The organism is Dyadobacter sp. CECT 9275, from assembly GCF_907164905.1.
Lineage (GTDB): Bacteria > Bacteroidota > Bacteroidia > Cytophagales > Spirosomataceae > Dyadobacter > Dyadobacter helix.
The window spans coordinates 4144614-4166491 of the sequence record NZ_CAJRAF010000002.1 but is presented as its reverse complement, the minus strand read 5'-3'; the positions used below and the strand labels follow the sequence as shown (position 1 = coordinate 4166491).

At 45.6% G+C, this 21878-nt stretch carries 21 protein-coding genes and 1 riboswitch; of the genes, 11 read left to right on the top strand and 10 right to left on the bottom strand.

All coding sequences use genetic code 11. The features are described from left to right. Position 1: 1 nt before the first annotated feature. The 3 genes from KOE27_RS25185 to KOE27_RS25175 are packed head-to-tail and all read right to left on the bottom strand — an operon-like array spanning position 2 to position 2233. Entirely contained in the window at positions 2-1396 is a 1395-nt protein-coding gene (locus KOE27_RS25185) for an alpha/beta hydrolase family protein (protein ID WP_215241454.1), read from the bottom strand. Next, on the bottom strand, positions 1393-1971 hold the full coding sequence (locus KOE27_RS25180) for a hypothetical protein (RefSeq protein ID WP_215241453.1): 579 nt from the start codon (positions 1969-1971) through the stop codon (positions 1393-1395). The genes KOE27_RS25185 and KOE27_RS25180 overlap by 4 nt, the downstream gene beginning before the upstream one ends. Continuing rightward, positions 1964-2233, bottom strand: coding sequence for a DUF2089 family protein (locus KOE27_RS25175; RefSeq protein WP_215241452.1), 270 nt, complete (start codon positions 2231-2233; stop codon positions 1964-1966). Before KOE27_RS25175 ends, KOE27_RS25180 begins: the two co-directional genes overlap by 8 nt. Positions 2234-2431: 198 nt before the next feature. Between KOE27_RS25175 and KOE27_RS29950 the strand changes: the two genes are divergently transcribed. The 4 genes from KOE27_RS29950 to KOE27_RS25155 all read left to right on the top strand — a co-directional run bounded on the left by KOE27_RS29950 (position 2432) and on the right by KOE27_RS25155 (position 8231). Beyond that, the gene (locus KOE27_RS29950; RefSeq protein ID WP_215241451.1) at positions 2432-4867 is read left to right on the top strand and encodes a helix-turn-helix domain-containing protein; all 2436 of its coding nucleotides are present in this window, start codon (positions 2432-2434) and stop codon (positions 4865-4867) included. A 185-nt stretch (positions 4868-5052) separates the two neighbouring features. Beyond that, positions 5053-6048: a class 1 fructose-bisphosphatase gene (fbp, locus tag KOE27_RS25165; RefSeq protein ID WP_215241450.1), complete on the top strand. Its 996-nt coding sequence runs from the start codon at positions 5053-5055 to the stop codon at positions 6046-6048. 37 nt (positions 6049-6085) lie between these two features. Continuing rightward, positions 6086-7423 carry a DEAD/DEAH box helicase gene (locus KOE27_RS25160; RefSeq protein ID WP_215241449.1) on the top strand — a complete coding sequence of 446 codons (1338 nt, stop codon included), beginning with the start codon at positions 6086-6088 and terminating at the stop codon, positions 7421-7423. A 67-nt stretch (positions 7424-7490) separates the two neighbouring features. Continuing rightward, positions 7491-8231 (top strand): tetratricopeptide repeat protein, encoded by a 741-nt coding sequence (locus tag KOE27_RS25155; RefSeq protein WP_229252950.1) that lies wholly within the window; start codon positions 7491-7493, stop codon positions 8229-8231. Positions 8232-8309: 78 nt separating this feature from the next. Here the strand turns inward: KOE27_RS25155 and KOE27_RS25150 are convergent, their stop codons facing one another. After that, on the bottom strand, positions 8310-9395 hold the full coding sequence (locus KOE27_RS25150) for a YncE family protein (protein WP_215241448.1): 1086 nt from the start codon (positions 9393-9395) through the stop codon (positions 8310-8312). A 54-nt stretch (positions 9396-9449) separates the two neighbouring features. Continuing rightward, on the bottom strand, positions 9450-11318 hold the full coding sequence (locus KOE27_RS25145) for a TonB-dependent receptor plug domain-containing protein (RefSeq protein WP_229252949.1): 1869 nt from the start codon (positions 11316-11318) through the stop codon (positions 9450-9452). Positions 11319-11444: 126 nt separating this feature from the next. Next, positions 11445-11646, bottom strand: a riboswitch (cobalamin riboswitch). A 79-nt stretch (positions 11647-11725) separates the two neighbouring features. Between KOE27_RS25145 and KOE27_RS25140 the strand changes: the two genes are divergently transcribed. The 4 genes from KOE27_RS25140 (at position 11726) to KOE27_RS25125 (ending at position 14336) form a co-directional block, all read left to right on the top strand. Beyond that, a complete protein-coding gene (locus tag KOE27_RS25140; protein ID WP_229252948.1) occupies positions 11726-12670 on the top strand; it encodes a DMT family transporter in 945 nt (314 codons plus the stop codon). A gap of 115 nt (positions 12671-12785) precedes the next feature. Then, the gene (locus KOE27_RS25135) at positions 12786-13340 is read left to right on the top strand and encodes a thioredoxin family protein (RefSeq protein WP_215241446.1); all 555 of its coding nucleotides are present in this window, start codon (positions 12786-12788) and stop codon (positions 13338-13340) included. Positions 13341-13656: 316 nt separating this feature from the next. Beyond that, a complete protein-coding gene (locus KOE27_RS25130) occupies positions 13657-13839 on the top strand; it encodes a hypothetical protein (protein WP_215241445.1) in 183 nt (60 codons plus the stop codon). A 194-nt stretch (positions 13840-14033) separates the two neighbouring features. Continuing rightward, entirely contained in the window at positions 14034-14336 is a 303-nt protein-coding gene (locus KOE27_RS25125; RefSeq protein WP_215241444.1) for a hypothetical protein, read from the top strand. Between the two features lie 72 nt (positions 14337-14408). Here KOE27_RS25125 and prfA read toward each other — a convergent pair whose 3' ends face one another. Then, a complete protein-coding gene (gene prfA, locus KOE27_RS25120) occupies positions 14409-15482 on the bottom strand; it encodes a peptide chain release factor 1 (RefSeq protein ID WP_215241443.1) in 1074 nt (357 codons plus the stop codon). Positions 15483-15680: 198 nt separating this feature from the next. On the opposite strand from prfA, the gene KOE27_RS25115 reads away from it, so the two are divergent. After that, entirely contained in the window at positions 15681-16259 is a 579-nt protein-coding gene (locus KOE27_RS25115) for a hypothetical protein (protein WP_215241442.1), read from the top strand. A 13-nt stretch (positions 16260-16272) separates the two neighbouring features. Here the strand turns inward: KOE27_RS25115 and KOE27_RS25110 are convergent, their stop codons facing one another. Both KOE27_RS25110 and KOE27_RS25105 read right to left on the bottom strand, forming a co-directional pair. Continuing rightward, positions 16273-17148: an aldo/keto reductase gene (locus KOE27_RS25110; RefSeq protein WP_215241441.1), complete on the bottom strand. Its 876-nt coding sequence runs from the start codon at positions 17146-17148 to the stop codon at positions 16273-16275. 80 nt (positions 17149-17228) lie between these two features. Next, on the bottom strand, positions 17229-17702 hold the full coding sequence (locus tag KOE27_RS25105; RefSeq protein WP_229252947.1) for a hypothetical protein: 474 nt from the start codon (positions 17700-17702) through the stop codon (positions 17229-17231). Positions 17703-17841: 139 nt separating this feature from the next. Here KOE27_RS25105 and KOE27_RS25100 point away from each other — a divergent pair, with 139 nt between their 5' ends. Next, complete coding sequence (locus KOE27_RS25100) at positions 17842-18177, top strand: single-stranded DNA-binding protein (protein WP_215241440.1); 336 nt, start codon at positions 17842-17844, stop codon at positions 18175-18177. Positions 18178-18244: 67 nt separating this feature from the next. Here KOE27_RS25100 and KOE27_RS25095 read toward each other — a convergent pair whose 3' ends face one another. After that, positions 18245-19723, bottom strand: coding sequence for a xylulokinase (locus KOE27_RS25095; RefSeq protein ID WP_215241439.1), 1479 nt, complete (start codon positions 19721-19723; stop codon positions 18245-18247). A 298-nt stretch (positions 19724-20021) separates the two neighbouring features. Here KOE27_RS25095 and KOE27_RS25090 point away from each other — a divergent pair, with 298 nt between their 5' ends. After that, entirely contained in the window at positions 20022-21485 is a 1464-nt protein-coding gene (locus KOE27_RS25090; RefSeq protein ID WP_215241438.1) for a M28 family peptidase, read from the top strand. A gap of 26 nt (positions 21486-21511) precedes the next feature. Here the strand turns inward: KOE27_RS25090 and KOE27_RS25085 are convergent, their stop codons facing one another. Beyond that, positions 21512-21829: a DMT family transporter gene (locus KOE27_RS25085; RefSeq protein WP_215241759.1), complete on the bottom strand. Its 318-nt coding sequence runs from the start codon at positions 21827-21829 to the stop codon at positions 21512-21514. Positions 21830-21878 lie beyond the last annotated feature (49 nt).

Here is a 21878-nt window from a genome sequence, read left to right as displayed (position 1 = left end):
GCTATCGGGTGTGAATGGTAATCCAGGATGTGATTTCTTTTAAAGCAATGGGTGAAAAGGTTTGTTCAATGATGCCATATTCGGAAGGCAGCCCCGTGCCCGCTTCCTGAAAAAGATGGTTCAGGCCGGGTAGTTCTTTAACTTCAAAATCCTTGTTTCCTGCTTTTAGCAGCGCAGTTTTAATAGCCGGAAGATTTTCCTTTGGAGGCACCTGCACATCTTTCTCTCCGTTCAGAGCCAGCACCGGACATTTTACATTTTCGAGCGCAGGCACCGGATCATATTGTATAAAGAAATTCATCCAGGGCGAAGTCAGCAGTATCACCTGCTGATTGATATATGCCGCCTTCTGGCTGGCATCTGCAAATTGTTTTGAGTGAAAAAAGAATTCTTCAAAGTGCACTTTTAACGGGGCCTTTCCTGGCTCAGGTTCCTGATTCTGTTTCACGATATCATACGCTTTCCGGTATAACTTGCCGGCACTTTCCAGCTGTTCGGTACCAACACCAGCGGTCTTGCCCATCACCCGCGACTGAAGTAACAACAGCTCATCCCCTGGTAAACCAGGCCCCGCGAGCAAAACGATAAATGCAATATCCCTGGATTTTGACGCCAGCATGGGTGCGATGAGCCCTCCTTCGCTGTGCCCTATCAGCCCGATTTTATCGGTATTAATTTCTTTTCTGGTTTGCAGATAAGCCAGTGCAGCCCTTACGTCTGACGCAAAATCCTTGGAAGTAGCAAGGCTGATATCCCCGGTGGAAGCCCCCACGCCCCTGTCGTCATACCTAAGGACTGCTATGCCGTTTTGCGTCAGGTGATCCGCCAGGACCAGAAAAGGTTTGTGTTCAAAAATCTCCTCGTCACGGTTTTGTGCGCCGCTCCCCGAAATTAAAATAACGGCTGGGAATTTGCCTTCACCCTTAGGGATAGTAAGGGTACCTGCCAGGCTGTTGCCCGCTGTTTTATTGTCAAACCTCACCTGCTCGCTCAGGTAAGGAAACGGAGGGAAAGGTGTTTGCGGCCTGCGTGGCTTGTCCTTTTCTGCCGATCCGCGCGTAAGGTCCAGTGGGAAAGGCTGTCCGCCCTGACTGAAAGTTCCTACAAAAACATGGTCCTTCCCAAGCTTGCCTGTATAACTTGCACCGATGTTACTGATGGAAAAAGTAAGCACCGAATCCTTACAGGAAATAGAGGAAACCGGGAAACCTTTGGCGTTCTGGTCCGGGCTGTCCATAGTTGCTGAATAACCATCACCTTCCCCCGTGATGTGTATGACCAGCCTCAGCTGGCCGCCGGGTACTTTAAGTATTCCCTGCCAGTCGCCGGAAATATTCTGGGCAAAAAGGGTAAGTGATCCCAAAAACGCAATAACGCTGAATAGTATTTTTTTCATGACAGGTATAGAATGATCAGATAACCGATCAATACTTTGGACAAAATTTCAGCAGCCAGCAGCCCGCCGATAAATCCGAATACGGCCCGGTTCCCTTTCAGGTTGGCAGAAATTGTGAAGGCATGGTACATCAGGGTGACCAGCCAGATCACCGGTATCAGAATCAGGAAAGAGCAGGCAATGGCCAGTGTGCTGATCTGCCCGCCTGGTAATCCCTGCAAGGGAGGCAAAAACGCAATAACAACTCCGAAAAACATCGGGAGCCTGGCCAGTGCCATGGTTCCGGCAATGTCTATCAGCCGTATTTTTGATTTGGATAGTACCAGGCTCAAAGGATAAAAAACAACCACAACCGCCGCCCAGTCCATCATGCTTTCGGCCGCGAAAACCCAATAAGAAGACGGTGTTCCAATATGCAGATCCAGCACACCGTCTAAGTGCGCATGGCTGAAATATGCCACAACAGAAGTGATAAACATCCCGAAAATTCCCGTCAGAAGGGCGATTTCTCCACCCAGGTATATGAAAGGATTAAATAACCAGCGGGTCCGGTTGATGGGTTGGGTATTATTCATTCGTGTTTAATTTTATGATGATATCATCGAGTAAATTCCGCACAGTAGGATAACTGAGCCCCAGCTTTTGAGCCATTTCTTTTAAACTTCCGCTACTTCGTACAAAATCCAGGATAAACTCCTGTTCATTTCGGGTGAGCTGGGCAAGCTGTGGGAGTTCAAACCTGCCTGACACAACGGTTTCGCAAACCTCGCAGGTGAGTGCTGAAACCTTTAATCTTGCTTCACAGCTCGGACATTTATGCGGCAGGTTTCTTATCATTTTCGATTATTATTTCAACAATATTAAACAATTATTGAATTTTATGAAACAAAAATTCAATAAAAAAACAATAACGTGCCCGCATTGGTATATACAAAATGCGGTGACACCCTCCAGATATCCGGACTTAATGAGTGGTTAGATTGAGAAAAAATCTAATTTTATAGTACCTTTTGAATACCCTAAGGAGACACGGCCATGATACCTAACACCACACTAGCACTAGCTGCCGAATTTGTACATTTCACCAACAAGAATATTTTCCTGACCGGTAAGGCGGGAACGGGCAAAACAACGTTTCTGCATAATCTAAAAAAAACACTCCACAAACGCATGGCGATTGTAGCCCCAACAGGCGTTGCCGCAATCAATGCCGGAGGGGTCACCATCCATTCCTTTTTCCAGCTGCCCTTCGGGCCGCACATTCCGGGCAGCTTTTTGTCTGCCCAGCAATACCAGAAATTCAGCCGCGAAAAGATTAACCTGATCAAAAGCCTGGATCTGCTGGTGATTGATGAGATCAGTATGGTGAGAGCTGATATGCTGGATGGAATCGATGAGGTACTCCGACGATACAAAGACCGTGAAAAGCCCTTTGGCGGGGTACAGTTGCTGATGATCGGGGATCTGCACCAGTTGTCGCCGGTTATTAAGGACGAGGAATGGAGCATGCTGAAAGAACATTACGATACGATTTTCTTTTTCAGCAGCCATGCCCTGCAAAAGTCCGATCCTGTCAGGATAGAACTCACGCATATCTACCGCCAGTCGGACGACAGGTTTATCGATCTGCTCAACCATATCCGCGAGAACCGGCTGGATGCGGATACCCTGGCCTATCTGAACCAGAGATACCTTCCGGATTTTGTCCCCGCGGATGATGAAGGTTACATCACGCTGACGACGCACAACTCCACCGCGCAGGAAATAAACCATACCAAATTAAAAACACTACCCGGTGAACCTGAGTATTTCGAAGCAAAAACCGATGGTGATTTCCCTGAATACAGCTACCCTACCAATTATGATCTGAGCCTGAAAACCGGAGCACAGGTCATGTTTGTCAAAAATGACTCATCGAGAGACAAGCTTTTTTATAATGGTAAAATTGGTTTCGTATCAAGAATAGATAGCGGCACCATTTATGTAAAATGTAAAGGTGAATACGCTGAGATACCCGTAAAACCGGAAGAATGGACGAATGTAAAATATGTACTGAACCAGGAGACAAAGGAAATTGACGAGCAGGTCATAGGCAGTTTTACACAGTTTCCGCTGAAACTTGCCTGGGCAATCACGATTCATAAAAGCCAGGGACTTACATTTGAAAAAGCAATTATCGACGCAAAACTTTCCTTTGCTCACGGACAGGTTTATGTAGCACTCAGCCGCTGCAAAAGTTATGAAGGTATGGTACTGAGAAGTCCGATCGGGGAGAGAAGTGTGATTACAGACGGCGCCATATCTGTTTATACCAAAGAAGTAAGCAAAAATCAACCGGACAGTCAACGGCTTGAAAGTGAAAAAATCAGCTTTCAACAATCCCTTATTTATGAGCTTTTCGACTTTTCCGCTCTTCACCGAAACCTGTTTCAGCTGGACAGGGTTCTCTCAGGCAATACCGGCATTCTGGATGCCGAAACCATCAGGGTATCCAAGCAACTCCTGGAAATAAGCCAGACTTCCATTCAGACGGTAGCTCAAAAATTCAGGTCCCAGTTATCACAGCTGTTTCTCTCAGGAGGGTTGCCTGAAGAAAACAGTGATGCCCAGGTACGGATTCAAAAAGCAAGTGCCTACTTTCTTGAAAAAACGGATCTGCTTACCTCACTCGCAACAGAAATGAATCTGGATACCGACAACCAGGCGGTCAGGAAACTTATTCTTGAAGCATTTGAAAACTTTCAGAAAAGTGTTTTTCTGAAACATGAAACGCTGATTACCGCTAAGGAAAATTTTAATACTGCCCAATACCTGCGCGTGAAAGCCAACGCCGATATTGAATTTAAACTGAAAGTTAAAACCTCGCAAAAAGCACCCACAACTACCGGCAAAGGCTTACTTCACAACGATTTATATAAAACCATCAAAGAGTGGAGAGACCAGGTAGCCGATCAGAAAAATGTGCCGGTGTACATCGTCATGCCCCAGAAAGCCATTAAGGAACTGACCGAGAAACTGCCCTCTACCCCCGCAGAACTGGAAAGTATCAAAGGCATTGGCAAGACAAAAGTACGTCAGTATGGCAGCCAGGTGCTGGATATGATTAATACTTATTGTGAAGAAAATGGTATAGAACGACAGCAAACGGTGATTGCCCCGGTGAAAAAAGCAAAACCTGATACCAAAGCCGTGAGCCTTGAGATGTTCAGAGAGGGAGTTCCGCTGGAAAAAATCGCAGAAGACCGCGGATTAAGTGTCTCCACGATCGAATCGCACCTGCATCATTATATCGCCATCGATGAGCTGGACATTCGTGAGCTGTATCCTGCCGAAAAAGTCAGCCAGATCACCGATTTCTTTACTACCGGCCGCAGCATTTCTTTGAGTGAAGCAAAGACTGCTCTGGGCGACGATTTTTCCTATTCCGAAATCAGAGGTGTATTATTACATCTCCGGAAAGGGCAGGATTAAAAAAGAAGTAAAACACTCGCAGACGAAGATTTAACCGCAGCACCCCTATCCTGCCAATTACTTAATATTGAGCAAATTCGATCTTTTCAGGGCAAAAATATTTATGTTATCAATCGTTTTGAAATATGCAAAAGGAAGCCTTAACTTCCTTAACGATTAGCATAAAAAACCTAAAACTCAATGTTATGATTTCTAAAACTGTTCAGGAACTTGCACTGCCCGTTGGCGTTACGCTCGACCGATTCATCATGGGAAACCAAAGTACATTCCCGTATGCTACGGGAGAGCTTTCCCAGTTGCTCAGGGATATAGCACTGGCCGGTAAAATCATTAACAGGGAAATTAACCGAGCGGGCCTGGTGGATATCGCCGGAGGAAACGGGACTGAAAATGTACAGGGCGAAAACCAGCAGAAACTGGATATCATTGCCAACATACGTTTTATACGTGCACTCAAAAACGGTGGTGAGGCCTGTGCTATTTTATCAGAAGAAGAGGAAGAAATTATTCATACAGGCAATAACCAAGGTAAGTATGTAGTAGCCATGGATCCGCTGGACGGTTCTTCCAATATAGATGTGGGGGTATCCATCGGTACCATCTTTTCCATTTACCGCCGGGTTTCTCCCATGGGCGCACCGGCTACCCGCGAAGATTTCCTGCAAGGTGGCCGTAAACAGGTGGCGGCCGGTTATATCTTGTACGGCTCTTCCACTATGCTGGTGTACTCTACCGGCAACGGTGTGAACGGCTTTACCCTGGACCAGTCTCTCGGAGAATTTATACTATCACATAAAAACATTTGCTCACCCGCCAACGGAACCACTTTTTCCGTAAACGAGGGACATTATAACAGTTACCTCCAATCCGTTCAGGACTATATTGTCCACTGCAAGAAAAACGAGTTCAGCGCAAGGTACATCGGCTCCCTGGTGAGCGATTTTCATAGAAATCTGCTCAAAGGGGGTATATATCTTTACCCTTCCACCAAAAAAGACCTCAGGGGAAAACTCAGGCTGATCTACGAATGTTATCCTCTCGCCTTTATTTCAGAACAATCGGGCGGAGGAGCGAGCGACGGGTTTGGCAGCATTCTTGACATTGTTCCAACAACATTCCACCAACGGTCACCTCTATTTATAGGCTCCCGGCTTATGGTTCAGGAGGCTGTAAAAGCATAATGGATACCGACTGATTTAGTTTTCGTACCTTTGCAGGATGCAAGAGACGTTGAACTCCTTCGAACAATTTAAACTTAACCGGCAATTACTCAATGCGATTGAGGATGCCGGTTACACCCAGCCAACCCCTGTACAGGAACAAGCCATACCCATGGCCATGGCAGGCCACGATGTACTCGGAATAGCACAAACAGGAACCGGTAAAACAGCCGCGTATGTATTGCCTATTCTGATGAAGATAAAATATGCCCAGGGCCAGCATGCAAGGGCACTGATACTGGCCCCCACCCGGGAGCTGGTGATGCAGATTGCCGGCTCCATTAACCAGCTTAGCAAATATACCGACCTGCGAACCGTTGCTCTTTACGGTGGCCTGGGGCCCAAATCCCAGATCGAAGCCATCCATCAAGGTGTGGATATCATAGTGGCCACGCCTGGCAGGCTGATGGACCTGTACCTCAAAGAGGACGTGATTCTAAAACAACTGACTACCCTGGTGCTGGATGAAGCTGACAAAATGATGGACATGGGTTTCATGCCGCAGATACGCCGGCTTTTGGAGGTATTGCCCCGAAAACGTCAGAATTTACTTTTTTCGGCCACTTTTGCAGATAAAGTAGAGAGGCTTTCCTACGAATTCCTTGAATTCCCTACCCGGGTGGAAGTAACCCAGCAGGCCACAACTGCCGAGATGGTGGAACAGGTGTTATACGAACTTCCTAATTTCAGGACCAAGGTGAACCTGCTGACCCTACTGCTGGAAGATACGGAAGTTTTCAGACGTGTGCTGATCTTCACCAGAAGCAGGGAAGTAGCCGGGAACGTATACAAATATCTGCTCCGAAAAGTAGTTCCTGAGGAAGAGATACGCGTGATTCATGCCAACAAGGGACAAAATACCCGTACAAATGCCATGGATGCCTTTCGGGAGGGTTCAGTGAGAGTGATGGTGGCAACCGACGTTGCCTCACGGGGCATTGATGTTACCGAGGTAAGTCATGTCATTAATTTCGATGTGCCGCTGATCTACGAAGACTATGTGCACCGGATCGGAAGGACCGGGCGTGCAAACCACGTCGGGCAGGCTATTACCTTCATGACCATGGCCGATGAATATCACATCCGGAAGATTGAGAAGATCATCAGGATGGAAATTCCCCGGACCGACCTTCCCGAAGAACTGGAAATCCTTCCCACTCCCAAAGAAGAACAACAGGAAATGCTCCGCGAAATAGATAACCAGCGACGAAGAGAAGATCCTACATTTTTGGGGGCTTTTCATGAAAAGAAAAAGACTTTCAGGCCGCCTGTAAAATCCTCCGTAAAAGCACAACACTCTAAAAGAAACAGCTCCGGACGAAGTAAAAGAAGATAATACAATACATTTTCAATAATTCCGTTTAATTTGGACAATAGAAACCTGTTCTCTATTTGAGTATTTTATGAAAAAATCTGTTGTTATCTGGTTCACTACTTTAATGCCTGTTTTGAGCTTAGCACAAAACACTCATTTAGCAAGTGCCGGACCTGCCTCTGACACTAATATTTCGCAAAAACGCCCTCTTGAGCTTAAAGAAAAACGCATTTTACCCCTTTATGGAGAAGGCAGTAAGAGTTCCGAGCAAATTGATGAAGAAATCCGTTTCCTGAGTGAATGTGACAAATCGTTCTCGTCCCGGGAGGAAGCGAGCAATTTTTTCACCGCAAGAGCATGGGAATATCTGCAGGAAGGATCTTTGGACACCGCATGTTACCGTTTTAACCTGGCCCATTTGCTGAACGACAAAAATGTTGATGCTTACTGGGGCCTGGGTGTAGTATCTTATCAGCGGGAAGATTGGGTACAGGCAAAGGATATGCTGAGCAGAGGTCTTAATATACAGGGAAACAATGTACCGCTGCTCGTGGATTTGTCTACGGTGGATCTTAAACTTTTTGCCATTACCAACCGTCCCGAAGAACTGGAAGAAGCAAAAACGTTATTGACTCGTGCCATTACCCAGGATTCTACATACGCCCTTGGCCAGTATAACCTGGCTTTGTTACATTTTAATCTGAATGAATTTGAAAAGTCCTGGGAACATTTACACAAAGGCCGTTCTCTGGATTTTGCTCAGCTGAACTTTGAGTTTGTAGAGCTTCTCAAATCAAAAATGCCTGACCCCCAGGGTTTCTTTAAATAGGAAGAGCATAAAATATCATAAAAAAATGGGCTTCGAGGCCCATTTTTTTATGATCAGTATTGGAATTTATTCCGCTTCCTATTTGAAGAAAAATCCGGTTGGAGCAATACCCACTTTGATGGAATCAACCACAGAACCGTCTGTCCGGTAACGAACTGCATATCCCGCCTGCGCATAAGATGGCGTAACGCCCGCATAAATCAGCCCCTGCGAAGGATCTACAGCAAGACCGGTAAAAACACGTTTGATCAAAGGTGTAGTGAGGCTGATCTTCGTATCCGCAATTCCGAATTTATATGTTTCGCCATGCGTTACATAGTTAGCATCATAATAAGAAAGAACAAAGAAAATCGTCTTCTTGTCAGTTCCAAACACAAAATTACCGGCAGATTTTGTCGCATTCTCTCCTATCTTTAAAGTAGTTTCCACAGCATAGGTAACCGGGTCAATTTTGCTGGCCTCAATTCCTGCCCCAACCCATAACTTCCCGTTAGCGTCAATCCCGATGGGTGACGGCGCTCCACCTGGAGTGGATATGGTTTTCACGATCTGATCCGAACTGGTATTGATTACGTTAAGTGCCTTACCTCCGCCATAAGAAACTGTTCCTACAAAAACTTTACCCTCGTGAAGTACCATATTTTCGGGACCGCCCAGAATATCAATTTTTTTAATAACCTTGTTGGTAGCTAAATCAATCACAGCCACATATCCCGTACGATAGGTATAATCGGCATTTGTTCCCCAGCATGATACATATGCCTTGGCACTGCTGATTGCTATTACTCTGCGGGGATTTTCTATATCCGGTGTTCCTATTGTAGCCACTTTTTTAAACGTATTAGCCTCCACAATTTCCACTTTGTCCAAACCTGCCGCCGAGTTGTCAACCAGAATGAGCCCATTATTGCCTGCCACGGCATAACCCTGAACACCTCCTTTTAATTCCAAACCGTTAACTGCCTTAAAAATATCGTCATCTGCCGGCCCCCCTTCTCTTGAGAAATAAGAAATACTGCCGTTGTTTTGGGTAAAATTACCTTCATTTATCACAAACACCCCCTGAGCATAGTCCCCCTTGGGCGCTGGATCACTTTGGTTACATGACCACACTGTAAGAGATACCGCTGTTGCTGTTAAAATCCTGAATAATTGTTTTTTCATTGTTCTTAAAAGATTGGTAAAATTGTAAAGCCAGCACGATCTCCGGCGCATTAATCATATTTTTTTGACTGCATTTCCTTTAAATGACACCACGAGGCTCAGGGCAAAACTTCTTCCGGGCATGGCATTGTTACGGACATTAAGATAAAACGTATCCAGAAGATTATTAACCTGCCCTTGTACCATAAAATGTATTTGCCTGGTTGTAAAAGTAGTTTCTGCTGAAAGATTCACCAAGCCATAACCATCCAGTGACCTCAAATGATCAAAAGTAGTGTACCGCCTGCTGATAGCCTGCAACTGACCGGTAATTTTCGTCTTTTTGTACTGTACGGACGCGCTTAAATTTCCGTTATGCATCGGCACAAATACCAGCTGCTTTCCAATGACGTCAGCAGAATAAGCATCATATGCCTTTTCCTGGGTACTTTTGGTGTATGCGTAACCCATCTGCAAGCTTGTTCTCCATGCCACCGCCTGCAAAGTCCAGCTGGCCTGTGCTTCAATACCCCGTGCCAGAACCTGCTGCAGATTCTCAACACGGTAATTTTTTGCCGGATTCCAGTAAGTCCAGTTGCTGACGCGGTTATGGTAAACAGTCAGGGAGGTAGTCAAAATATTGCGGTCATTGATGAGATACCTGTCGTCAAGTCCTACTTCCTTGTTCCAGCCGGTTTCTGGACGGATGTCGGGATTCCCCAGCGCTTTCCAGTACCGTTCATTTAAGGTAGGTACACGGTAACTTCTGGAAACGGTACCCCTCGCTTTCAGGGTATAATCTGCCAGTTTTATTAATAAAAAATCTCCTCCGAAGGACGGAGTAATCGGCGGACTGTATTTAGTGATGAAAGCCTGCCGAAGGTTTACTGCCACCGCCAACCTGGAAGACGCCTGCAAACGGGTCAGCAAAAATACGTCACCGCGGTTCTCAGAAACGGACGGCCTTTCGTATCCGGCGATCCGCGCAAGGTAATGGGTGAATTCACCTCCGGCACGTACGTTCACATAATTACCGGAATCACCAATATTCCGTCTGAATTCATACTCTCCCCTGCCAGCAAGCCTGTCGGTAACCGCGTGATCAAGCAACGCATAATTCCCTTTTCCATAATCAATAACATCCCGCACCCAGGAGGTACGGAACGAAAAATCTCCGGTGTGGTATCTGATCATGGCTCGGTAAGCTGTTGTCCGTGTCAGCTCACGACCGGCGGTATCTCCGGGCGTCAGGGTAAGCTTGTTGTCGGTAAGCCAGATATGTGCCGATAACTCATGATCCTTTTCTGATTTAAAAATCAGGTCCTGTACAATACCTTTTTGAAAAGTTTCGGAATGTAAAACCGGTATACTTTGCCTTTCTGAATAAGGAAAACGATTCATCATACGATAATTGTATGCAGCTGTTTTCCCCGCAAAAGTCCATCCCCTTTTCAAATGTGAAAAATAATGGCCTGATAACTGGGTCTGATTGTTCCGGAAACTCTCGTGCCGGCGCCCAACCGAAAAACCATAGGATAAAGGAGCAGGGCCACTTTCAAGCAGGATGCTCCCTCCCACGGCATCTGAGCCAACCAGGCTCGCCGCCGAACCATACAGAACGGATAGCTGTTCAAAACCGGCCACCGGTATGGTCGAAAAATCTGTCTGCCCCAGGCTGGCGGAATTAATGTTGACGCCATTCCAGAGTACCGCGGTGTGATTCGAAGATGTTCCTCTGAAGGCAACGGTACTCAACTGTCCGGGCCCGTAGTTCCTGAAAGCGAGGGAGCTATTTTGTAAAAGCAATTCTGTAATATTCTGAAACCTGAACCGCTGAATAATGGATGAATCGATTTTCTGCACCCTCAGCCCCGCCATATATTTGTGGGGAGTAAAACCTTTCACTGTCACAGGATCCAGAAAAACAGTATCTTTTTGTGCCATTAATCCAAAGGCCGGAAACAGGAAAACCAACGTACAAAGAAAAGTACGCCGAACCCGACCAAACCCGCAATAAAACACCGACTGAACCATAACACAACTGTTAATCAATGCCTTTCCACCGAAAGCAGTGCAACAAAATGATTGGCAGGTCTCCTGGCTCGTCGTATTGATTTTGCGCCTTCCCATCCATGCCGGACAGTGGCCTGAAGTTTAAAATCAACCTTTTAAGACTTACAGTTGCGGGGACAGCTCCCGGATCTACGGGATTCCCTATTAAGCCATTGGACTGTACATCACAGCCTCAGGCACCAAAACGGCACAAAGGTAATTAATTTGGAATCGTTTCTGCATGGCATTTGCAAAACTGCATCATTTTAAAATAATATCTTTGTATAAAAATCCTTGCTTTGATTTCCACAGTAACAAATCGTTTCGCAATACCTGCCTCGCAAAAAGGAATATTTCTGATGCTTGGCGCCGCTTTTTTCTTCTCGCTTACCTCAGCTCTTTCCAAATGGCTCGGAAAAGATTTCCATACTGTTCAGCTTGTTTTTTTCAGAAATATAGTCGGTGTGGTGTTCGTATATGCAAGTATCAGGAAACGTCCGTTTGAACAAAAAGGTGGCGGAAAATTGGGATTGCTGGTATTCAGGGGAATTGTGGGTACATTATCGTTATACATGCTCTTTTATGCGATCCAGGTATTAGGGCTGGGCAGAGCTTCTACCTACCAGTATACCTATCCTATTTTCCTTGCATTGTTTTCATGGCTGTTAATAGGAGAAAAACTAACACCCAAGGAATGGAGCGCTATTTTTATTGGTTTTGTAGGAATTCTTTTTGTTTTCCGGCCCGACCTTTCGGTTTCTCTTAAAGACAATGCCCTCGGACTGGGCAATGCCTTACTCACAGCCGTTTCCTATCTTTCCATTCGTCAGCTTGGCCAGGTTTACGATACCCGCGCCATCATCCTGTCATTCATGCTGAGCGGGATATTGATGCCCATACTATCGATGGTTGCAGGTACCTATTTTCCAATACCCGCTCTTAATTTCCTGTTGGGCACTTTTCGCTGGCCGGTTGAGACGTCCCAATGGGCTGGTTTTCTGGCCCTGGGTTTAGCCGCGCTGATCGGCCAAAGAATGCTTACTCAGTCTTTCACGTATGACAAGGCGGGCAGAGTAGCCGCTGTGGGATATTCCAACATCCTTTTTTCTTCAATCCTCGGATTTATAATGGGCGAAGCCATTCCCTCCCTGTCCATGCTCACCGGTATGGTGCTGATCATTGTCGGCGGAATACTGATATCCGCGGCTAAAAATAAAACTGAAAAAGCAGAACCTACGCTTTAATTCCGGATACCTGGTTCGCTGTCATTTTTCTGTATTAAAATTGATAAGGTATGCCGTTATTGATTCCGAAACTAATACGCCATATAAACTTGTTCAGAAAGAAATTCATTTCGGTATGAAGAAACTAATTTTCCCGGCATTTCTTTTTGCTTCCTGTATGCTGGCATTAACAGGCTTCCGGTCTGATGCAGATGTTCCGAAAAATGCAGCTATCCAATGGCTGACAATAGAGCAGGCTTATGCAAAAATGCAGCTGGAACCGCGCAAAATTTTGATTGATGTATATACCGACTGGTGTGGCTGGTGCAAGGTAATGGACCGCGAAACTTTTAAAAATCCGAAAGTGGCCCAATATATAAACGAAAAATTTTACGCCGTCAAGTTCAATGCGGAGCAAACCAAGCCCGTCATTCTGGGGAACCTAAAATTTGAATACCTTCCCGAAAACAGGGTTCACCAGCTTGCTTTGTCTCTGACGAACAATCAGCCCAGCTACCCTACCACAGTTTTCCTGGACGATCAATTTCAGATGATCCAGCCCTTACCCGGTTATATGAAGGCAAGAGAATTTCATGAAGTGATTACTTTCTTCGGAGAAAATTATCATAAAAAAGAAGCTTTCGAAGATTATAAAACGAAAATTTACCCAACTCTTTTTGCTGTGAGATAGCTGTATGGAAAAGAGAGAGGCGGTCTTTTAATTTTTGGTGGTTTTGTAAAAACCCCTTTAAACGTCAACAATGGCTTTAATGAAATAAATGTATTTTTCGCTGGCATTATATTACAGTGCCTAAATAGCGCCCAGTAAACTCTTATCAGGTCATTTTTTTATTGAAATAAAAATCCCTCATGTGCATACAACTGGACACTCCAAGTTTATTTTTCGGCTATATCCAGACTATTTCCAGGGCATCATTTAATTTCTCATTGACTTTTTGCACTACATTTGTACTTTCTCTGTTCTGATAGAAAAAAGGTAATTTCTCATGAGTAAGCTAACCAAATACGAAAGCCTCGAACAGCTGAAAGCCAACGCAAAAACCAATACGGTTAGCGCTGACGTATTAAGGGATCTTCAGGAAAAATTCGAGGGCCTTGTCTATTTTCTTAGGGGTGACGATGTAAAAGGAAAATCCCTTGCTACAAACAAAAGCCATTCGTTAAGGTAGTGTCTCAGCATGAATATCTATGAGACCCTGGTTAATATCGCTACCGCATTAAAAAAACACGATGTCCGATAGTCGGCGGACTAGCTGTGGGTTATCACGGGTATTTCAGGCAAACGATAGGAAGAAATGGCGAATATGTAGATAAGCCCGATATAGATATCTGATACAGCCCATCTTACGATAACTACTTCCATTTGCTTGATGCCTTAGAAGATCTTCAAATTGACGTAAAAAAGCATAAGGCCGAAAATCCCCCAAAGCCCGAATTCTTCCAGTATGATCTGCAGGACTGTACGTTCGACCTTCTGCCAAAACTAAACACTCCGGCAAAATTCATCGAGGCCTACATGAGAAGGGAAGTATTTACCAGAAACGGGGTTGAAATTTCGGTGATAGGCTACAACGACCTGATCAAACACAAGCTGGCGCTTGGTAGACCAAAGGATTTGGAAGATATTGAGAATTTAAAAAGGATTAAACCTCCCGGTATATCATAAAAAAGCGTGACTTTCGCCACGCCTAATATGAATTAGCCAAGACTTGATTTGTCTTATAAATATTTTTGAAACTTACACAGTCTCTCCCTCCTGCATACGCTCCGCGTTTTCGGCGATACGCAGTTGCTCTATAAAATCTCCGATGTCTCCTTCCATCACCGCAGGAAGATTGTAAACGGTGTAACCAATACGATGATCCGTGATGCGGCTCTGAGGGTAGTTGTAGGTCCTGATCTTGTCCGAACGGTCACCGCTTCCTACCATAGATTTACGCTGCGAGCTGATGGCATCGTTGTGTTTCTTCAGTTCAATTTCATAAAGGCGTGACCGCAACACACTCAAAGCCCGGTCTTTGTTTTTCAGCTGCGACCGCTCATCCTGGCAGCTCACAACAAGCCCGGAAGGAATGTGGGTGAGCCTCACGGCGGAGTATGTGGTGTTAACAGACTGTCCGCCAGCACCTGACGACTGGAAGGTATCAACCCTTACATCATTCATGTTGATCTGCACATCCACCTCTTCCGCTTCAGGCAACACCGCCACCGACGCGGCCGAGGTATGTATACGCCCCTGAGATTCGGTCTGCGGAACACGCTGAACGCGGTGTACGCCTGATTCAAATTTCATCTTACCATATACGTCCTCTCCCTCCACTTTACAGATAATTTCCTTATACCCGCCGTTGGTACCTTCCGTAAAATCCATGATAGACGACCGCCAGCCCATTTTTTCAAAAAAACGCTGGTACATCCTGAAAAGGTCACCGGCAAAAATAGCGGCTTCATCGCCACCAGTTCCTCCTCTTACCTCCAGGATTATATTCCGGCTATCATTAGGATCTTTGGGGATCAGCAGTTCTTTGATCGTCTGTTCCAGTTCTTCCAGTTTCGGGTTAAGATCATCCAGCTCTTCTTTTGCCATTTCACGCAGTTCCTCATCCTTTTCAGTAGCAATGAGCTCCTTGGTGCCTGCTATATCTTTCTGTAACTTCTGTAATTTCTCATACTGCTCCACAATACGGCCTAGCTCCTTGTACTCCTTGCTGATCTTGGAATATCTACTGGAGTCAGAAACAATTTCTGGCTGTATAATCTGCTGGGAAACTTCTTCAAACCGCTCTTTTATGGCTTCTAACTTATCTTTCATGATGCACTGGTATCTATTACCCAACTTGTTCGGGGCACAAAGATACGGAATATTCGGTTGCTATGTCAATGCGCACGATTGTTCCACTTTGGGCTTCCTGCTGACATTTCCGCCAATGTTTAAGCCCGAAAAAAATTGATTAATCAATTTCCGTTTGTTGCTTTGCATATCCATTTCCAATGCTGTACCGATCTTGTTATGAAAAACCTTATCCTCCTACTGACTTTTTCTACTGTCTTTTTAAGCTGTAATTCCAAACGGCTCGACAATACCAAAGAGCTTTCAAAGGAAATAAAGGCAAGCCAGATCAAACGTGTAACCAATACCCAGCTGATCTACACGGTGGATGAATGGGGTAAAAAAATATCCCAGATCGCCCAAAAAGCGCTTGAGAAGGAAATTACGGCCTTTCCGGACAAAGCAGGTGAAGTTTGCAAAAACCCGGAAACAATCCCCGTGCTGGCCGCTCTGCGAAAAGAATACGGCGTGGCGATACACCTGCTCACCGAGGCAGATACTGCCAGTAAAATACTATTCCCCAAAGAAAAGGAGCTCTTGCAGGCATACCTTTACAGCGCCAAAAACAACCCGACAAGTAAAGATAATATCCAGCAGCTTAACGATTCGCTGCTGGTATACAACACTCCCGTACCAGGAGACAATGTCATTTGCAAGGCCTGCGCGGTATCTCAAAAAACCGGCTTCGCGCTCTGGAGACTACTGTTTGACAAAAAACAGATTATCCGGAAACTGGATGCAAAGCAGCTGAAAGAATAAATCCTGACAACGGTTATCTCACGGCAAACTGGTAGATCTCATACCAGTCCTGACGTTCCAGTTTAATGTCTGATGCGCTCGCTGCATTGCGGATCCGGCTTTCCGCCATGGAACCAATGATGGGTAATGTCCCTAGTTTCATAAGCCAGGCAACCGCCATTTGCTCAATGTTAGCATTATATTTCTTACCGATGCTTTCAAGTTTGGCCCTCAGCAGCACAATTTTTTCGTCTGTCCCATTCAGGATTTTCCCTCCTGCAAGTGGTGCCCAGGCCAGTGGTTTGCTATAGCTCTGCTTGATGAAGTCGATCCGGCCGTCTTCGATAGCTGACGTATTCATCAGATTCAGTTCGATATGGTTGGTCACGATCGGCAACCTCAGGTAGGACGCCAGTAACTGGTGCTGAAAAACCGAAAAATTGGTGACCCCGATATGCCGTGCCTTGCCCGACTTCACGATTTCCGCCAGTGCACCGGCGGTTTCCTCGGGATCGGCCAGGAAATCACTTTGTTGTAACAGAAAAATATCCAGATAATCGGTTTTCAGCCTCTTCAACGAACCGTCAATGCTGTTAACAATGTGGTCCCTGGAAGTGTCAAAATAATTAAAATGCCCGTTTTCCGATTTCCTTATCCCGCATTTACTGAACAATACAAGATCCTGCCGATTGAACGATTTACGTTGAATGAGCTTACCGAAATGCTCTTCCACTGCAAAATTTCCGTAAACATCTGCGTGGTCAAAAGTATTAATACCCAGTTCCAGACACAGATTAACCGTTTTTTCAATTTTGGCGGTGGTTTCCGATCCTTCGTCCGTCCATCTCCAGAAACCATATATTGCTTCCGAAACTTTGGGACCGGAATCGCTCAGACTAACTCTTTTCATCACGTGGTTGTTTGTATTGAAATGCAAAAATACTTTTATTTTAAAAACGGCAATGTACTGATCTGTTTTACCTGTGGCAATTAGCTATCAGCCTTGCCGTAATCCTTGGAGCCGGACAGCTGTTTTTCCAGCCTGTTATCTTTTACGATCAGGTAAAAGTCGTTTTCAAGTTCGAGATAGCCGTAGTCGTAAACAAAATGATAAATACTTCCCTTCTGCGTGGGACGCACGCTGGTGAGGAGGTTAAAGTCAAATCCTTTGGTGATCAAAAAACTCTTGCTGGTACGGGCCTTTTCCTCCGGGCATAACTCTTCCAGAATTCTGCGATTTCTGCGGAGCTGGTTATTGATATTCCTGATAAGATTATGTGAATCGGAATTGAGCCGGTTGTTATAGCTGTTCCGGCACATGTCAGAACAGAATTTCTTGTCGACCCGCCCCATCAGCGGCTTATCGCATTCCAGACAATTCTTCATAAGTGTTTCATTTTTAGTTTCGGAAGTGTAAATCCATGCAATATAATCAATTCCCTCCTTGGTTGATAGCCCTTCCATTTACCATTTGTAAACGCTTACAAATGCTTATAGGTGACTGTAAATGATTATTAACCGAGGAATGCAAATCAAACCTTTCACCTTTGTCAGGCCGGTTTGCATCGGACTTATCAACATTCACCTATAAACAAAAACGGACATGAACGCAGTTAAATTAATCGGAAACGTGGGACGCGAAATTAATGTGAAAGATTTCGGTACCGGTAAAGTGGCAACCTTTTCTCTGGCCACCAATGAAACCTATTTAAACAAAAACAAAGAAGAGGTAAAAAACACAGCCTGGCACAATATCGTAGCCTGGGGCCAGCTGGCCGAACGCTGCGAAAAGTTTCTTGAGAGAGGGAAAATGGTATCTGTTGAAGGGAGGCTCAGCTACAGGCAGTATCAGAACAAAGAGAATCAGACGGTGCGTATGGTCGAAATCGTAGCCTTCAAAGTGGAGGAAGCAAAAAAAACGCAGGATTCAAAAGCATGAGTGCTGATCTTGTATACCAGAGAAGCCGTTAAGTGTTGTTTTCAAAACTTAACGGCTTCATATCTTGCTATTCGGGCATTGCAGCTTTCCAGTCGGCATAAGCATTACGGGTAGCGTCAATCAGCTGTGTGTCCGGCTCAATGGTTTTAACGGCGGACAGGCCTACAAACGCCTCTTCCCTGGTTTTATAATAGCCGAGTCCAAAACCGGCCGCCCTGGCCGCACCCTGCGCGCCATCGGTATTGTATAACTCTACACTGGCCCCCGAAACATTGGCAAATGTTTCCCTGAAAACCGGGCTTAAAAACATATTGGCTTCCCCGGCACGGATATTTTTGAGAGATACCCCGACCGTCTCCATAATTTCCATTCCATAATAAAGGGCGAAAACAATCCCCTCCTGAGCTGCACGCGTCCAATGGCTCAATCCGTGCCTGCTGAACTGTAACCCCTGGAAAGTAGCCCCTGGATCACGGTTTTCCAGCATCCGTTCCGCTCCGTTTCCGAAAGGATAACATAACAGCCCGTCGGAACCAACCGGGGCTTGTGAGCCTATCTGGTTCATATCAGGGTAAGACAGGCTTCCCTGTAAAAGAATATTCCTTAGCCAGCCGTTGAGACTTCCCGTACCGTTAACACAAAGTAATACCCCATAACGGGCTGCGTCGGCGATCGGGTTTACGTGGAGAAAAGTATTCACGCGGGACTGTGGGTCAAATTTGATTTGTTCGCTTACCCCGTACACCACACCTGAAGTACCAGCAGTTGCCGCCACCTCGCCCGGCTCCAGTACATTAAGCGAAAAAGCATTATTGGGCTGATCACCTGCACGGTATGTAATGGGTATCCTTGCCTTGAGCCCCAGTACGGACGCAGCCTCGGCGGTAAGTCTTCCCTGCTCCGAAAACGACGGCAATACCTCCGGAAGCAGATCGGGTGAAAAGCCAAAATAATCAAAAAGAAAAGCAGCGGGTTTTTCACCAACAAAATCCCAGAAAATCCCTTCGGACAACCCGGATGGTGTTGTTACGATATCCCCGGTCATCCGCGCCGCCAGGTAATCTCCCGGCAACATGAATTTATAAACTTTGGCAAAAACATCAGGCTCGTTTTGTTTTACCCAGGCCAGCTTGGAAGCAGTAAAATTTCCTGGAGAATTGAGCAGGTGCGGCAGAACATACGCTTCACCCAAAGCTTCCATGGCCTTGTTACCCACTTCAACTGCCCGGCTGTCACACCAGATGATCGACGGCCGCAGCACATTCAGGTCCTTGTCGACCACAACCAGCCCATGCATCTGATACGAGATACCTATTGCACCTACCGCATCCGGCGAAACACCCGATTTTTGCATGACGGCCTTGGCAGCCAGGCAGGCATTTTCCCACCAGAGGTCAGGTTGCTGCTCAGCATAACCGGACTTGGGAGAGGCGATGGCCATTTCTTTTTCAGGAAAAAATGCCGAGGCAACTGCCTGACCAGTTTCGGCATTCAGTAAACATGCCTTTACAGAAGAACTGCCTAAATCAAATCCTAAGAAATACATACAGGAACTTTAAATGCTATTTTACAGAAAGATTAATACTAAATCACACAAATTTGATGAATTTATCCCAAAATCACTCACATTATAAAGTGTTAATTCTACACTTTATAACCAATATCAGAATTTGTGCTGCCCTGTTAATTTTCATATATAAAAAATGATGACTGTTTTGAAAAGTTCTCGCTGTCAGGGGAATCAATTTGCAGCCTAAATTGTGTTAACTTTAATAAAGCTAAAAATTACTGGACTTTCCCATAAAATTTAGACTTTTGACAACAAATTGCCATATAAAGGAATTATGAAAAGAAATGTACTGGTGGTTGTGGCTGGCAGCATTTTGTTATGCTTTACCGGATTTAGGTTCAGTGAAAAGAATTGGGACAAACCCTTTTCACGCCTCGATAACGAGATCAGAAAACATAGCAAGGTGTATGAAACACTGGAGATAGCAACCAGCACCATCGGGCACCGCCTTACAGGAAGTGCCAACGGGGAAAAAGCGGAGGAATACGCTTACACGCTTTTAAGACAATACGGCTTTACGGACGTTGTTTACCAGCCCTTTGAAGTGGAAGCCTGGATGCGTGATACGGTTACGCTGAGTGTAGCACCAGGAAGCAGCGATAATTTCAGGGATATTCCCGTGGTTTCTCTTGCGCACTCCCCTGTTGACGCCAACCTCCAGGGCGAAATTGTGGACGTGGGCAACGGCCTGGAAGAAGACTTTGAGAGCGCAAAAAACAAAGTCAAAGGTAAAATTGTGCTTGCCAACATAGGGCTTTCGGGGGTTACAGGCAAAAAAAACCTGCACAGGTCTGAAAAAACGGCACTTGCCATTAAATACGGTGCCAACGGCATTATTATGGTAAACGGAGCACCGGGAAAAATCCTGCTGACAGGGACAGCTTCGGTAACAGGCGCCATTATTTCCATTCCGGCAGTCAGCATTTCAAATGACAGCGGAACTGAACTCAGAAAATGGATAGCGGAAGAAGGCCCTCTGGAGGCGCAAATCAGCATGCACAATATTTCCAGGGCCATCAAGGCCCGGAATGTCGTTGCTACTTTAAAAGGAAAATCAGATGAAAAAGTAATTATTGGCGGCCACCTTGATTCGTGGGATCTGGCTACTGGCGCGATCGACAACGGAATCGGCTCATTCGCGGTGATGGATATTGCCCGCACGTTCCGTAAATTAAAGATCAAGCCGGAGCGTACGATTCAGTTTGTACTGTTCATGGGAGAAGAACAGGGACTTTTAGGCTCGAAGCATTTTGTAAGTGAATTAAAAAGAACGGGAGATATCAATAAAGTTGGTTACATGATGAACCTCGACATGACCAACGATCCAAGAGGTGTCAATATATTCGGGCGTGACGATATGGAGCCCTTTTTCAGAGGCGTGAGCCAGTCTGTCCAAAACGTGCACCCCTCCTACAAAAATGAACTCAGCAATCGCGCCGGGTTGCACAGCGACCACCAGCCATTTATGCTGGAAGGAATCCCCATTGCAGGCCTGTCGGGCCACCTGGATCCCAATGTCTTGCAATGTTATCATGCTGATTGTGACGATTTTTCTCTTGTAAATAAACCACAGCTTGAAAATACCGTACGTGTTGCTTCCATGTACCTTTATGCACTTGCCAATGCCGAAACACTGGCTGTCAAAAAACTGTCGGATACCAAAACAAGAGATTTCCTCATCTCGCAGGGGCTGAAACAGGAACTGGTGATTGGCCAGGAATGGCGCTGGGGAGAATGAACTCCACTTGCAGAAAGCACGCAGAGTTATTTCGAAACTATTTTTAAACCGATCAGCGCACCTATCAGGAGAAATACAAAGAAAAGGCGCCAAAAGTCTGACGGCTCCCTAAACAGAACGATGCCGGTCACCACAGTTCCTACTGCCCCTATACCCGTCCAGACGGCATAAGCAGTACCCAGTGGTATGGTTTGTGCCGCTTTGTTGAGCAATAAAAAGCTCATCGAAACGCAAACCAGGAAAACAATACTCCAGCGAATGTTTGAAAAATTCCCGGATAGTTTCAAGGACGCAGTAAATCCCACTTCAAACAAACCTGCCGCCAAAAGATATAACCAAGCCATCATCCTGTTGTTAAATCCAAACCTTCGCAGCCACTGGTTTACAAGGTGC